Source organism: Pseudomonas citrullilanati, assembly GCF_030580855.1.
Taxonomy (GTDB): Bacteria; Pseudomonadota; Gammaproteobacteria; order Pseudomonadales; family Pseudomonadaceae; genus Aquipseudomonas; species Aquipseudomonas citrulli.
The window spans coordinates 1-13,209 of record NZ_JAUQOP010000034.1; the positions used below are offsets into that span (position 1 = coordinate 1).

The following is a 13,209-nucleotide window of genomic DNA, read 5'->3' on the forward strand; positions in this document are numbered from 1 at the left end:
GAGAGGCGCTTTGGCCTGGCTCATGCTTGTTGTTCGAGGGCGGAAACTCAGTCAACTGTTCGAGCTTTGAGCCAAAGCGGGAAGAGTGGACAGCAGCTTGGCTCCCACACGTGCTTAGGGCACCGCGACCCGTCAGCTTGCTGTCCACCCCTCTCACCTTTGACTTTATCCTGTCTTAAGACACAAGCGAGCCTGCTCGCGAAGGCGTCGGATCAACCAACATGGAAACCACTGACGCACCCCTATCGCGACCACGCTCGCTCCCCCCGCTGTGTGGTTAGAAGCGGGCTTGTGCCAGCAACGGCAACAATTGCTCGCAGGGCTCCTCCAGTTTCAGGTCCAGCATTTCATCCGCCCGGGTCTTGCCCCGGTTGATCGCCAGCAAGGGCTTGCCCTGGTCCTTGACGGCACGGCACAGGCGAAACGCCGAATAGGCCATCAGCGACGAGCCCACCACCAGCAAACCATCCGCTTCCTCCACGGCCTGGCTGGCGCGGGCGGCGGTGAGTGGGGCGACGTTCTCGCCGAAGAAGACCACGTCGGGCTTCAGCCGGTCGCCGTTGCAGTGGGGGCAGCGGGGTACCTGGAAGCGGGCCTCGAAGGCCGGGTCCAACAGCGTGTCGCCATCGGGCGCCTGGACTGCATCGACACCGGCCAGGTAAGGATTTTCAGTTTCCATCAGTTGCTGGATCCGTTGCCGTTCGCTGCGCTGGGCGCAATCCAGGCAGAGCACGCGATGCAGGCTGCCGTGGAGTTCGATGACATCCCGGCTGCCGGCCTGGTCGTGCAGCGTGTCGACATTCTGGGTGATCAGCCCGGTGATGCGCTGTTGGGCCTGCAACTCGGCCAGGGCTTCATGGGCGGCGTTCGGCCGGGCCTGGCGCACCCGTGGCCAGCCGAGCATCGCCCGCGCCCAGTAGCGCCGCCGTGCGTCGGCCTGGGCGAGGAACTCCTGGTACATCATCGGCTGTCGGCCCCGCCGCACACCGTCGCTGTCGCGGTAGTCGGGGATGCCGGACGGGGTGCTGATGCCAGCACCGGTGAGCACCAGCACGCGCCGTCCGCTGAGGTAAGCCAGCAACCGATCGAGGGGGGCGAGGTGAAGGTCGTCGGGCATTGTGGGTCTCCGTTGGCCTGGAGCGGTTGAGGTTAGCACTCCCATCGCACGGTGAAGCGCTTGTAGCGCCTTTCGTCGCCCTGGCCCGCGGTCTTTTCAAACTTTCGCCGGCGCCGCGCTATCCACTTTTATGTGCGGTACTTCAGAACCGTCGTCCTGCGCGGCAGTGCGACCAAGGCTAAGGAGAAAAAAAATGGCAACCCCTCAAGAGAACCTGTTGGATTGGCTCAAGGACGCCCATGCCATGGAGCAACAGGCAGAAAAGATGCTCAAGGCCCAGGCCGAACGCCTTGAACATTATCCGGTGCTCAAGGCCCGCATCGAGGAGCACCTGCAGGAAACCCTCGGCCAGCAGCAATTGGTGGAACAGTGCATCCAGCGCCTGGGCGGGAGCACGTCGACGCTCAAGGACCTGGCCGGCAAGCTCATGGCCTTCGGCCAGGCGGTGGGCGGCATGACCATGAGTGACGAAGTGGTCAAGGGCGCCATGAGCGGCTACGTCTTCGAAAACCTCGAAATCGCGTCCTACACGGTGCTGATCGAGGCGGCGAAAGTGGCCGGCGATGTGGAAACCCAGCGGGCGTGCGAACAGATCCTGCCGCAGGAAATCGCCATGGCCGACTGGCTGCGCGATCACTTGCCGCAGATCACCGAGGCGTTCCTGGAGCGTTCGGCCAACCCTCACACCGAAGCCAAGCGCTGAGGTGAGTGGCGACCGGCGCGGTGCCGGTCGCCTTTGAACCTGCCGAGAAGGGCAAACGTATGAAACAGACCACAGGTGAAGTACGAGCCATCAATCGACAGAGCGCAATGGTAGGTGTGTACGTGGCGCAAGAGGACGGCCACACCGTGCTCGAACTGGGTTCGGCCAATGACATCGACATTGGCGACGTCCTCGAATGGGACAGCGGCACGGCGTTGGGCACCCAGTCCTACCACAACCTGACCAAGGGTTGGACCGCCGATGTGTATGTCGCCAACCACGGCGTGGCGGCGGCGAACCTGGAAGTCCAGTTGCTGGTGGGATCTTCCTGACGGCGTCTTCGATCCATTACCGGTAGGAGTCAAGATCATGAGCGAATTGAAATGTGGTTGTCCCGATTGCCACTGCGAGGTGGATCCGCAACGGGTGTTCAACCATGACGGCGAGGCCTATTGCAGCCAGGCTTGCGCCGAGCAGCACCCCAACGGTGAGCCGTGTCCGTCGCCCGACTGCCATTGTGAACGCATCGGCACGGCCCGCGACCGGAACGTCACCAACAACCAACTGGACGACGCGCTGGAGGAAACGTTTCCGGCGAGCGATCCGATTTCACCGTGAGTCATCTCTAAATCCGGGTATCGGCGACAGGGTATCCGGACGCCGCAAGCCGGTCAGTGCGGTGGTGCAGGATAACGCCGGCAGCCCGCGAGTTTTGGCTTCCTGGAACGGCGCGTGGCCAGGATGGCGAGACCGGTGCAATGGGGTGCCGGCGTCATCGGGCCTTTGGCGGACAGCGTGGAAAGACACGCACTGTTATCAATATAGTAACTAACGGCTATAGCGTTTAAGTTAATTTATCGTTCGCCGCTTGATTAATAGCACTTTGTAATGCCTGGCGCTGGAAAGTGCCGTGTTTAGAAAAGTCTTACCGTTCGTCGCCGATCGCTGAATTAATTTAAAACCTTGGTCGAGCTGTATTCTCATAGTAAATGCGAGCGCATGAGGTTCGCCAATTATCAACTAACGAGGTGAATGAAATGGCTAATACGGGAAACAACAATCCTGGCAATTTCGCTAACGATCGTGAGAAAGCATCGGAAGCCGGCAAGAAAGGCGGACAGGCATCCGGTGGCAACTTCGCCAATGATCCGGGGCGCGCATCCGAGGCTGGACGCAAGGGCGGGCAGGCATCGGGTGGCAATTTCGCCAACGATCCTGAACGTGCCGCGGAAGCCGGTCGCAAAGGCGGCCAGGCGTCGGGTGGCAACTTCGCCAATGACCGGGAGAAAGCTTCCGAGGCCGGCAGGAAAGGGGGTGAAAATAGCCGCGGTGGTGGCCGCGACTCTTGATGCCCGGTGACAAGAAAGGCCCCGTGCTTATCGCATGGGGCCCCTAGGGTGAAATAACTGATACCAACGGAACTACTGTTTCGCTTGGCTTGCAGACTTTCTGGTTTATTCGATGAGCGGTTTGGCAAATGCTTACATTGGCCATTCGTCTCGTTCATTGAATAAAAAATAAATCATCTTTCCTGACTGTCTTCTGATTATTGTGGCCCCGTTAATTTGATAACGGCGTGTCCGTGACCTATATCCTGATCGAGGGGTTAATCATGTTTATACATAATAAAAGACTGCAATACACCGTGCGCGTAGCGGCGCCCAATCCCGGGCTGGCCAATCTCCTGCTTGAACAGTTTGGTGGTGCCCAAGGCGAGCTGGCAGCGGCATCGCGCTACTTCACCCAAGCCTTGTCCGAGGATGATCCGGGGCGCAAGGATTTGCTGATGGACATCGCCACCGAGGAGCTCAGCCACCTTGAGATCATTGGCTCGATCATCGTGATGTTGAACAAGGGCGCCAAGGGCAAGATGGCCGAAGGTGTGGAGCAGGAAGGCCAACTGTACCGTGACATCAATGGCGCCGGTAACGATTCCCACATCACCAGCCTGCTGTATGGTGCCGGTGCGCCGTTGATCAACTCTGCCGGTGTGCCTTGGACCGCTGCCTATATCGACACGATCGGCGAGCCTACGGCCGATATGCGCTCCAATATCGCGGCGGAGGCACGGGCGAAGATCGTCTACGAGCGCCTGATGAACGTCACCGATGATCCGGGTGTCAAGGAAGCGCTGGGCTTCCTGATGACTCGGGAAATCGCCCACCAAATGTCATTCGAGAAGGCCCTGCATTCGATCCAGCCCAATTTCCCCCAAGGCAAATTGCCAGGCATGCCAGAGTTCACCAATGTCTACTTCAACATGTCCCAGGGCGAACCTAGCGTGCGCGGCCCTTGGAACCAGGGCGACGATTGGGAGTTCGTGGAGAATCCGACGCCGGCGGTTGACGGCGGGGACGGCATGGCTAGCGTGCAATTGAGTGAAAAAGACGAAGCGCTGCTGATGGACATGAAGGCGCGAACGATGTCCAACCCCGAGAGCAATCCCACCACGGGTGCCGACTTGGGTTCGGGAATGCAAAGTGACAAACTGTGAGTAACCGCGAGGGGGGCGACTCCCTCGCCTGAATCATTTCGTCTGGTCGTTCCCTGCGTGGGACGATCAGATTTTGCATGCAGGCAGATCACTAAGGACACTCGATGGACCAGCCCACCTCCCGAATCCGCTCGCCCTGGCGCACTTGGCTGGACCCCGTGCAGAACAACCTGGTGCTGGGGGTAAGCTTCTGGCTGGGGCTGGCGGTGATCACCGCGCTGTTGCTCTACAGCGGCTACAACGCCTTGGTCGGCACTGACCGGCACAACCTGGGCTACGCGGTACTTGGCGGCACGTCGGGCTTCGCCGCCACTGCCCTGGGGGCGCTGATGGCCGTGGTGCTGCGGGACATCTCGTCGCGCACCCAGGACATCATGCTGGGGTTCGCCGCAGGCATGATGCTCGCCGCCAGTTCTTTCTCGCTGATCCTGCCGGGGATCGCCGCCGCGCAGGTCATTTGTGGTAGCCAGTTGCTGGCGGCCTTCGTCGTCGTGGTCGGCCTCGGGCTGGGAGTGGCGCTGATGATCGGCCTGGACCGGTTCGTGCCCCACGAGCACGAACTGAGCGGCCGGCGAGGTCCCCAGGCCGAGCGCATCAACCGCGTCTGGCTGTTCGTGCTCGCGATCACCTTGCACAACCTGCCGGAAGGCATGGCCATCGGCGTGAGCTTCGCCGACGGCGATTTCAAGGTCGGCCTGCCGCTGACCACCGCCATCGCCATCCAGGACATCCCCGAGGGCCTGGCCATTGCCATGGCGTTGCGGGTCACTGGCATCAGCACCCTGCGGGCCGCGCTGATCGCGGTGGGCTCTGGGCTGATGGAGCCACTGGGCTCGGTGATCGGCCTGGGCATGTCGTCCGGCGTGGCGGTCGCGTATCCCATCAGCCTCGGACTGGCCGCGGGGGCGATGATTTTCGTGGTGTCCCACGAGGTGATTCCCGAGACCCACCGCAATGGCCATGAAACCCCGGCGACCCTTGGGTTGATGATGGGGTTCGCGGTGATGATGTTCCTCGATACGGCGTTGGGTTGAGGGCTTCCAGTCGCTGCATTAGCACTGCACCACATTTATTGGGCTTGCAATGGGGCCGCGCCTACCGGGGCCTATACTTAACCCCGGGGATGACCTGAAACCGGGGTGGCGCGACCGTGTGGCGTTCGCTGATGGTGGCCGTTTTGCTCGTTCTGGCGGGGTGCGCCACGCCGCAGCGCGGTCAACCGGTCGCCGCAGTGGCCATTCCCCAGGACACGTGGCGGCAGGTTGACCAGCAGATCATCGCCGCGTCGAAAAGCGCCATCGAACAGGCGCGCCTTTATGCCCGCGGGTCGATGGAGCATTGGCGGGTGCTGGTGTACGAGCGCACCGAGGCCGAGTTCATTCCCTGGTTCAGCAGCTACTGGACCCAGGAATGGCTGGCGGTGAAGGTGAGTTGGTATTCCGCCAGCGCCCAAGGCGAGCAAGATGCCTCGGCCAGGCGCCTGGCAGTCTATCTGCAAGAGCAGTACCGCGAACGGGTGCTGGAGCCGGTGGCGGTGGAAATCGATCCCGAGGCGATCAGGGCCAGCGCGACCGATTATTACCTGCGCCTGCTCAACCAGCAGGTCGAGGGGATTGCCGAGCGCAATCATGTCCCCACCGAACTGATGAGTCGACGCCTGCACGGCATCCTTGCCATCAACCTGGGCCCGCCAGCGGCGCGCAACGCGTCGTTGTATGAAGTGGTCCACACCCAGCCGCTGAACACGCTGCCGGCCTACGCCGCGCTGATCGATCACGTCAACAAGGCCGCCGCCACCGGTTCGGGCCCTTCGGACGCGGTCATCGCCACGGTGGCGCAGCGCACCAGCGAAAAGATCGAAGCGCAATTCGCCACGCGCGGGGCCACCGGCGCGGCGGCGGCCGTGGCCGGCAAAGCGGCGGGGGCGTTGATTTCCGTGGGGGTGGCGGGCATTCGCGCGATCATCCATGAAGGCGAGCGGCCGGAAATGGAAGCGCAGATCCGCAAGAGCCTCAGTGCCGCCTTCGACGAGGCCTGGTCCAAGTCACTCAAGCATCCGCTCAGTGGAGTGATGGCGCCGGTGTATTACCTGGACGAGGAAATCGAAGGCAACCTGGTGGAAGCGGACCTGGCCAATCGGCCGGTGATCCTGCCGCCGATCACGCCCTGAGCGGCCCGATTCATTCTGCTCCGAGGGTGACGCGGCACCCCTTGCGATGACGGATCTCTTCGTCCGAGGGCCGTTCCTTGACGAATTCGAAGCGCGGCTCGCCTTCGCTGTAGATCACCAGCCATCCCCATTCCAGCTCGCTTTCATCCTGGCCCGGCTTGGGCGGTGAGGCCCACCAGGGTTCCTTGTGCATGATCTGGCGCATCGGGTACCTCCTTTCGGTTGCGCCTTTGAACTATAGACTGCTCGATTCCCGGCCAGCGCATCGGGCAAGCACATCGATGTGCTTCGGTCCCGTCCATCAGCGTCTAGCGTCTGTATCCCCGCACTCGAACGGGGAATGATTGGATCTGCGCGCGTATGCAAGCACTGTTGAACGAAATCCTCGATGCGGTTCGCCCCCTGATCGGCCAAGGCAAGGTCGCCGATTACATTCCGGCCCTGGGAACCGTGGCGCCCAATCAATTGGGCATTGCCGTGTACAGCAACGACGGCGAAATGTACTGCGCCGGCGACGCCGAGACGCCGTTTTCGGTGCAGAGTATTTCCAAGGTATTCAGCCTGGTGCAGGCCATCGAGCATTCCGGCGAGGCGATCTGGGAGCGGCTCGGCCACGAGCCGTCCGGCCAGCCCTTCAACTCCCTGGTGCAACTGGAATTCGAGCGGGGTCGCCCGCGCAACCCGTTCATCAATGCCGGTGCCCTGGTGATCTGTGACATCAACCAGTCGCGCTTCGCCGCCCCGGCGTTGTCGATGCGCGATTTCGTCCGGCGGCTGTCGGGCAATCCGCTGGTGATGGTGGACGGCAAGGTCGCCGATTCGGAATACCAGCACCGTGCTCGCAATGCCGCGATGGCCTACCTGATGCAGTCCTTCGGCAACTTCCATAACGATGTGGAAGCGGTGCTGCGCAGCTACTTCAGCCATTGCGCCTTGCGGATGAATTGCATCGACCTGGCCCGGGCATTCTGCTTCCTGGCCAACGACGGGTTCTGCAAGCACAGCGGCGAGCAGATCCTGAGTGCCCGGCAGACCCAGCAGGTCAACTCCATCATGGCCACCAGCGGGCTCTACGACGAGGCCGGCAATTTCGCCTACCGGGTGGGCCTGCCGGGCAAGAGCGGGGTGGGCGGCGGGATCGTTGCCGTGGTGCCGGGGCAATTCTCGGTGTGCGTGTGGTCGCCTGAACTCAATACCGCCGGCAACTCTCTGGCCGGCATGGCGGCGCTGGAGCTGCTCAGCCAGCGGATCGGTTGGTCGGTGTTCTAGACGCTACGAAAAAGGGCCCGTTCCGGTTGGCGGAACGGGCCCTTTTCATTCAGGTGTCCTCAGTAGAGGCGGTCGATGACCTGGACCTGGGAAGTGTTTTGCATCGACTGCCAGGCCTGGGTCAGCGTCTGCAGTACGCGCCCGATGAAGTCTTTGTCGGCGGCAGCCTTCTTGCCCACATAGCCCTGGCCACGGCGGTACATCTTCAACCGGGCACACAGGTCCTGCTGGTTCCTTTCGAACTCGCCTTCCTCGGTGAAGGGCGACAGGCAGTCCATGTGTACCTGGCCCGTCTTGCTGATCCAGAGGATATGGCTGTCCAGGCTGTCTTTGTGCGCTGCGAACATGCGAGCCAGTTCATCAATAGATGGTTGATTATTCAGATTCATGTGTAAGCCCCTTGACCATTTGGTTGATCTGTCTGGTGGTTCGCAAAACTTCGCCATTCGGTAAGTGCCTGCCTGGTACCGAAACCAGGTCGTCAGCATGCGTCCGTCAAACGGCGACGGGGTCATGCGGCGGTTGTGTAGTGTTATCGAAGGGCTGCTACGCAAAATGCGCTACAACGAAGAGAAACAGCGAAGGATCTTCAGTCAGTGTCAACCTTTCAGGGTCGACCACGTGCGTCATGAGGATCTTCACCGACGTTTCTCGTCCTTGTTACCGGACGGTCAGGCCAGGTCAGCACCTTCAATCTGCCTTGTGGGCAGTCCCTTATCCAAAAAAACAGCTCGGCGGTCAGACGAGCTTGCTCCAACGGTTGCCTGTACTCCCGATCGGGGAGACGTCTGCATCATGCAAGGGCAAATCATGGCCGTCAACGGTTTTGTAGTGATTATTTTTAGTCACTACATATTGTCGGACAAAATGGTTTGGGTATGAAAAACGGCGAAAGAGTGCAGGCTGCTGGGCTGTGGCGAGGGGATTTATCCCCGCTGGGGCGCGAAGCGCCCCTAAAACCCCAACACCTTGCGTAGCAGGCAAATTGAGTCGACTCGCTTGGGGCTGCTGCGCAGCCCAGCGGGGATAAATCCCCTCGCCACAAGGAGACTATGGCCGCGTCATTGATGAGCCAGTGCTCAGGTCGCCTTGGACTTGCTCGCCTTACGCTGTGCACCGCCTGCCTTGCGCTTGGCCGGCTTGCGCTTGTTCTTCCACGGCGTGGCGCCACGGCCGGCCGGGCTGGCGGGGCCGCTGATGGTCAGGTTCATGCCCTGGCAACGGGCGACATGCTTGCTCATCCAGGCGGCTTGTCGGGTGACGAATTCCTCCAGGCTCATTTCACCGCTTTGCACCATGTCCAGGGCCTGTTCCCAGATGGCGGTGGTACCCGGGTCGGCGATGGCCCGGGGCACGGCGTCGATCAGGCTGAAGGCCGCGGGGGTGGCGGACAGGGCCTTGCCGTTCTTCACCAGGTAGCCGCGATCGAGCAGCCCCTGGATGATCGAGGCCCGGGTCGCTTCGGTGCCGATGCCGGTGGTGTCCTTGAGCTTCTGCTTGAGCAGCGGGTCGTCCACCAGCTTGGCGACGTTCTTCATCGCCTTGATCAGGTCGCCTTCGGTGAACGGCTTCGGCGGTTGGGTCCACAGGTCCTTGAGCCGGACCTCGTCCACGGCGCAGTCACGCCCTTGCTCCAGCGCCGGGAGGATTTGCGGCGAGGGGGCTTCCCGGCCCCTGGCCGGTGCCAGGACCTCGGGCAGGGCGCGTTTCCAGCCGGGCTCGACGACCTGCTTGCCCACGGCACGCAGGGCCTGGCCGGCACAGTCGAAGTCGGCCTGGGTCCGGTCGTATTCGTGGTTGGGCAGGAACTGCGCCAGGTAGCGTGCGCGAATCAGCGTGTAGACCGCCCGTTGCTTGCTGGCGAGCTTGTCCAGGTTCCTCGCCGCGGCGGTGGGAATGATGCCGTGGTGGGCGCTGACCTTGGCGTCGTTCCAGGCCCGGGATTTGCGCTGTGGTTGCAGGTGTTCGCGCAGCGGCGCAAGGCTCGGGTCGGCCTGGGCGAGGGCGGCGAGTATGGCCGGCGCCTCGCTGTGCTGGCTCAGGGGCAGGAAACCGCAATCGCTGCGCGGGTAGGTGATGAGCTTGTAGGTTTCGTAGAGCGACTGAGCGATGTCCAGGGTTTCCTGGGCGCCGAGGCCGAGCTTCTTCGAGCAGACTTCCTGCAAGGTACCCAGGTCGAACGGCAGCGGCGGTGCTTCGCGCAACCGTTCGGTACGCACTTTCAGGGTTCGCGCGGTGCCGGCGTCGCTCATGGCCTGCGCGGCGTCCCGGGCCAGCACCGGGTTCAGGCAACGCTCCTGGTCGTCGCAGGCATCCGGGGCGGCGCGCCACTGGGCGATGAAGGCGGTGCCCTCATGACTGAGCTGCACATCGATGGCCCAATAGGCGACCGGCACGAAGTCGGCGATGCTGCGGTCGCGGTCCACCACCAGCCGCAGCGTCGGTGTCTGCACGCGGCCCACCGGCAGCACCCCTTGGTAGCCGGACTGGCGCCCGAGCAAGGTGAACAGGCGGCTCATGTTCATGCCGATCAGCCAATCGGCGCGGGAACGCCCCAGGGCCGAGTGATACAGGTTGAAGGTATCTTCCCCGGGCCTGAGGGCGGCGAGGGCCTTGCGGATCGAGGCTTCGTCCAGGGCCGACAGCCACAGCCGGCGGATCGGCCCACGGTAGCGGCAATGTTCCACCAGCTCCCGGGCGATCATTTCGCCTTCGCGGTCGGCGTCGGTGGCGATCACCAGTTCCCTGGCTTCCCCCAGCAAGCGCTTGACCGCCTTGTACTGGCTGGCGGTCTTTGGCTTGACGGTCATTTTCCACTGTGCGGGCACGATCGGCAGGTCGGCCAGCACCCAGCGCTTGTAGCGCGCGTCGTAGGCATCGGGCGCAGCGGTTTCGAGCAAGTGGCCGATGCACCAGGTGACCGTGACGCCCGGGCCGAGCCAGCAACCGTCGCCACGGCGCGTGGCACCGAGCACGGCAGCGATGTCCTTGGCCTGAGACGGCTTTTCACACAGGTACAACTGCATAGCGACCGTTTCCTCTGACGGGTTCGATGGGCGACAAGCATGGTCATGGATGAGCGCCACGGCAAGTTTTATCTGTATGGATATACAGATAAAACCGTTGCATCGGGTTGCCAGGGGGCGCCCGGCGCGACGCTCGGCGGGATCTGCGCAGGCAAAATGAATTTCTCGAAGAGGCATCGCTCATAACTTTCAGAGCGGTTGCGACCGCAAAGAAAAGCTCATGAGGTCTAGGAGAGTCACTGATCATGAATTCGATGCTGAAGGGCGACGGGCAGACGACCACACGTTTGATTCTCGTCGTTGAAGACGACCCGACGATCCTGGAGTTCCTGTGCGAAATCCTTGAGGACGAAGGGTTTGTCGTGGAACCCCGGGAAAGCGCCGACGAAGCGCTGACATTTCTCGAAGAAAATTCCGACTATGTCGACCTGTTGCTCACCGACATCACCATGCCTGGGACGTTGGACGGCGCGGACCTGGCCAACCTCACCGGCGAGCGCTGGCCACAGATACCGCTGCTGATCATGTCCGGCTTCGAAACCCCGGAAAGCGCGGGGATCAAGCACCAGGCCTCGTTCATCGCCAAGCCTTGGGCGCTGGGGCAGATGCTGGACCTGGTGGAAAGCACGGTGAAGAACCACTCGCTGCACTGACTGTTCAAGTGGCGTCCAGACCAGGAGCAAGCCCTTGTGGCCCGGGAGCACGCTCCCGCGCCACAAGGCGGTGTAGTCAGTTCTTGTCCAGGTCGACGTTGCGCGTTTCCCGCAGGCAGAACATCCCCACCAGCAGGCTCACGCCGGTGATCACCACCGGGTACCACAGCCCGTAGAAGATATCCCCGGTGTAGACCACCAGCGCGAACGACACGGTGGGCAGGAAGCCGCCGAACCAGCCGTTGCCGATGTGATAGGGCAGGGACATGGAGGTGTAGCGGATCCGGGTCGGGAACAGTTCCACCATCAATGCCGCCAGTGGGCCATAGCACATCGCCGAGATGATGATCAGGGCCACGATCAGGGCCACGATCATCGGCCGGTTGATCTGCTGGGCATCGGCCTGTTGCGGGTAGCCGGCCAAGGTCACCGCGCCGCGCAGGGCCGCTTCGTCGTAACCGTCGATCTTCACGTCGCCGATGTTGACCTGCACCGGGCTGCCCGCCGGCGCGGCGACGCTGGTGTAGGGCAGGCCTTGCTTGACCAGGAAGGTCTTGACCTTGTCGCAGGGGCTATCGAAACGCGCCTTGCCCACCGGGTCGAACTGGAAGGTGCAGGTGGCGGGATCGGCGATCACGCTGATCGGCGCCTGGCGGCTCGCCTGGTCGATGGCCGGGTTGGCGTAGTGGGCCAGTGTCTTGAAGATCGGGAAGTACAACGCCGTCGCCAGCAGCAGGCCGATCATCAGCACCGGCTTGCGCCCGACCTTGTCCGACAGCCAGCCGAAGAAAATGAAGAACGGCGCGCCGATGACCACGCTGACGATCAACAGGCTGTTGGCCAGGGCCGGGTCCATCTTCAGGAACTGGGTGAGGAAGAACAGCACGTAGAATTGCGCGGCGTAGAACGTCACCGCTTGCCCGGCGTTGATGCTGAACAGCGCGATGAGCACCACCTTGAGGTTGTCCCACTGGCCGAACGATTCGCGGATCGGCGCCTTGCAGCATTTGCCTTCCTCTTTCATCTTCAGGAAGGCCGGCGATTCGTGCAGGCTCAGGCGGATCCAGGTGGAGATGCCCAGCAGCAGGATCGACAGCAGGAACGGAATGCGCCAGCCCCAGGCTTCGAACTGGTCCCCGGTGAAATAGCGACAGCCCAGCACCACCAGCAACGAAAGCAGCAGCCCGAGGGTGGCCGTGGACTGGATCCAGCTGGTGTGGAAGCCGCGCTTGCCGATGGGGGCGTGCTCGGCGACATAAGTCGCGGCGCCGCCATATTCACCGCCCAGGGCCAGGCCCTGGAGCATGCGCAGTACCACCAGGATGATCGGCGCGGCAATGCCGATGCTGGCGTAGTTGGGCAGCAGGCCGACGCAGAAGGTCGCCAGGCCCATCAGCACGATGGTTGCCAGGAAGGTGTACTTGCGCCCGATCATGTCCCCCAGCCGACCGAACACCAGCGCGCCGAATGGCCGCACGATGAAACCGGCGGCGAAGGCCATCAGGGCGAAGATGAACGCCGTGGTGTCGTTGACCCCGGCAAAGAACTGCTTGCTGATCACCGCCGCCAGGGCGCCATAGAGGAAAAAGTCGTACCACTCGAACACCGTCCCCAGGGACGAGGCGAAGATGACCTTCTGGGTTTCCCGGCTGGTGCCGGCGCTGCGCATGGCTTCCAGGGGCTGAACATGTTCCGACATAGCGATATCCCTCACAGTGATTGTTTTTGTTGTTCCACTGTCGACGCCGGGCTTGGCGTCTCCTGCTTTGATGCATTC

The 13,209-nt window shown here is 62.3% G+C and carries 14 protein-coding genes; 9 read left to right on the top strand and 5 right to left on the bottom strand.

Features of this window, described 5'->3' with window-relative positions; translation table 11 throughout:
• Positions 1-277: 277 nt before the first annotated feature.
• On the bottom strand, positions 278-1,117 hold the full coding sequence (locus tag Q6A48_RS19915) for an NAD-dependent protein deacetylase (protein WP_304555951.1): 840 nt from the start codon (positions 1,115-1,117) through the stop codon (positions 278-280).
• 193 nt (positions 1,118-1,310) lie between these two features.
• Here Q6A48_RS19915 and Q6A48_RS19920 point away from each other — a divergent pair, with 193 nt between their 5' ends.
• The 7 genes from Q6A48_RS19920 (at position 1,311) to Q6A48_RS19950 (ending at position 6,484) form a co-directional block, all read left to right on the top strand.
• Positions 1,311-1,820, top strand: coding sequence for a ferritin-like domain-containing protein (locus tag Q6A48_RS19920; protein WP_304555952.1), 510 nt, complete (start codon positions 1,311-1,313; stop codon positions 1,818-1,820).
• Between the two features lie 59 nt (positions 1,821-1,879).
• The gene (locus Q6A48_RS19925; RefSeq protein ID WP_304555953.1) at positions 1,880-2,152 is read left to right on the top strand and encodes a hypothetical protein; all 273 of its coding nucleotides are present in this window, start codon (positions 1,880-1,882) and stop codon (positions 2,150-2,152) included.
• A gap of 37 nt (positions 2,153-2,189) precedes the next feature.
• Entirely contained in the window at positions 2,190-2,438 is a 249-nt protein-coding gene (locus tag Q6A48_RS19930) for a metallothionein (protein ID WP_304555954.1), read from the top strand.
• Between the two features lie 419 nt (positions 2,439-2,857).
• Complete coding sequence (locus Q6A48_RS19935) at positions 2,858-3,169, top strand: con-10 family general stress protein (protein ID WP_304555955.1); 312 nt, start codon at positions 2,858-2,860, stop codon at positions 3,167-3,169.
• A gap of 263 nt (positions 3,170-3,432) precedes the next feature.
• The gene (locus Q6A48_RS19940) at positions 3,433-4,314 is read left to right on the top strand and encodes a manganese catalase family protein (protein WP_304556002.1); all 882 of its coding nucleotides are present in this window, start codon (positions 3,433-3,435) and stop codon (positions 4,312-4,314) included.
• A 104-nt stretch (positions 4,315-4,418) separates the two neighbouring features.
• Positions 4,419-5,348 carry a ZIP family metal transporter gene (locus tag Q6A48_RS19945; RefSeq protein WP_304555956.1) on the top strand — a complete coding sequence of 310 codons (930 nt, stop codon included), beginning with the start codon at positions 4,419-4,421 and terminating at the stop codon, positions 5,346-5,348.
• Between the two features lie 131 nt (positions 5,349-5,479).
• The gene (locus tag Q6A48_RS19950) at positions 5,480-6,484 is read left to right on the top strand and encodes a hypothetical protein (RefSeq protein ID WP_304555957.1); all 1,005 of its coding nucleotides are present in this window, start codon (positions 5,480-5,482) and stop codon (positions 6,482-6,484) included.
• A 10-nt stretch (positions 6,485-6,494) separates the two neighbouring features.
• Here Q6A48_RS19950 and Q6A48_RS19955 read toward each other — a convergent pair whose 3' ends face one another.
• Positions 6,495-6,689 (bottom strand): hypothetical protein, encoded by a 195-nt coding sequence (locus tag Q6A48_RS19955; RefSeq protein WP_304555958.1) that lies wholly within the window; start codon positions 6,687-6,689, stop codon positions 6,495-6,497.
• Between the two features lie 155 nt (positions 6,690-6,844).
• Here Q6A48_RS19955 and glsB point away from each other — a divergent pair, with 155 nt between their 5' ends.
• Complete coding sequence (glsB, locus tag Q6A48_RS19960) at positions 6,845-7,753, top strand: glutaminase B (RefSeq protein ID WP_042732094.1); 909 nt, start codon at positions 6,845-6,847, stop codon at positions 7,751-7,753.
• Between the two features lie 59 nt (positions 7,754-7,812).
• Here the strand turns inward: glsB and Q6A48_RS19965 are convergent, their stop codons facing one another.
• The gene (locus tag Q6A48_RS19965; protein WP_304555959.1) at positions 7,813-8,142 is read right to left on the bottom strand and encodes a hypothetical protein; all 330 of its coding nucleotides are present in this window, start codon (positions 8,140-8,142) and stop codon (positions 7,813-7,815) included.
• Positions 8,143-8,832: 690 nt separating this feature from the next.
• Positions 8,833-10,779 (bottom strand): DNA topoisomerase III, encoded by a 1,947-nt coding sequence (locus Q6A48_RS19970; RefSeq protein WP_304555960.1) that lies wholly within the window; start codon positions 10,777-10,779, stop codon positions 8,833-8,835.
• Positions 10,780-11,024: 245 nt separating this feature from the next.
• Here Q6A48_RS19970 and Q6A48_RS19975 point away from each other — a divergent pair, with 245 nt between their 5' ends.
• Positions 11,025-11,432 (top strand): response regulator, encoded by a 408-nt coding sequence (locus Q6A48_RS19975; RefSeq protein ID WP_304555961.1) that lies wholly within the window; start codon positions 11,025-11,027, stop codon positions 11,430-11,432.
• 76 nt (positions 11,433-11,508) lie between these two features.
• Here the strand turns inward: Q6A48_RS19975 and Q6A48_RS19980 are convergent, their stop codons facing one another.
• Entirely contained in the window at positions 11,509-13,131 is a 1,623-nt protein-coding gene (locus Q6A48_RS19980; protein ID WP_304555962.1) for an MFS transporter, read from the bottom strand.
• Positions 13,132-13,209 lie beyond the last annotated feature (78 nt).

Coding starts and splice junctions, on each gene's coding strand:
- Q6A48_RS19915 (WP_304555951.1), bottom strand. CDS start 1,117: ATGCCCGACGACCTTCACCTCGCCCCCCTCGATCGGTTGCTGGCTTAC.
- Q6A48_RS19920 (WP_304555952.1), top strand. CDS start 1,311: ATGGCAACCCCTCAAGAGAACCTGTTGGATTGGCTCAAGGACGCCCAT.
- Q6A48_RS19925 (WP_304555953.1), top strand. CDS start 1,880: ATGAAACAGACCACAGGTGAAGTACGAGCCATCAATCGACAGAGCGCA.
- Q6A48_RS19930 (WP_304555954.1), top strand. CDS start 2,190: ATGAGCGAATTGAAATGTGGTTGTCCCGATTGCCACTGCGAGGTGGAT.
- Q6A48_RS19935 (WP_304555955.1), top strand. CDS start 2,858: ATGGCTAATACGGGAAACAACAATCCTGGCAATTTCGCTAACGATCGT.
- Q6A48_RS19940 (WP_304556002.1), top strand. CDS start 3,433: ATGTTTATACATAATAAAAGACTGCAATACACCGTGCGCGTAGCGGCG.
- Q6A48_RS19945 (WP_304555956.1), top strand. CDS start 4,419: ATGGACCAGCCCACCTCCCGAATCCGCTCGCCCTGGCGCACTTGGCTG.
- Q6A48_RS19950 (WP_304555957.1), top strand. CDS start 5,480: ATGGTGGCCGTTTTGCTCGTTCTGGCGGGGTGCGCCACGCCGCAGCGC.
- Q6A48_RS19955 (WP_304555958.1), bottom strand. CDS start 6,689: ATGCGCCAGATCATGCACAAGGAACCCTGGTGGGCCTCACCGCCCAAG.
- glsB (WP_042732094.1), top strand. CDS start 6,845: ATGCAAGCACTGTTGAACGAAATCCTCGATGCGGTTCGCCCCCTGATC.
- Q6A48_RS19965 (WP_304555959.1), bottom strand. CDS start 8,142: ATGAATCTGAATAATCAACCATCTATTGATGAACTGGCTCGCATGTTC.
- Q6A48_RS19970 (WP_304555960.1), bottom strand. CDS start 10,779: ATGCAGTTGTACCTGTGTGAAAAGCCGTCTCAGGCCAAGGACATCGCT.
- Q6A48_RS19975 (WP_304555961.1), top strand. CDS start 11,025: ATGAATTCGATGCTGAAGGGCGACGGGCAGACGACCACACGTTTGATT.
- Q6A48_RS19980 (WP_304555962.1), bottom strand. CDS start 13,131: ATGTCGGAACATGTTCAGCCCCTGGAAGCCATGCGCAGCGCCGGCACC.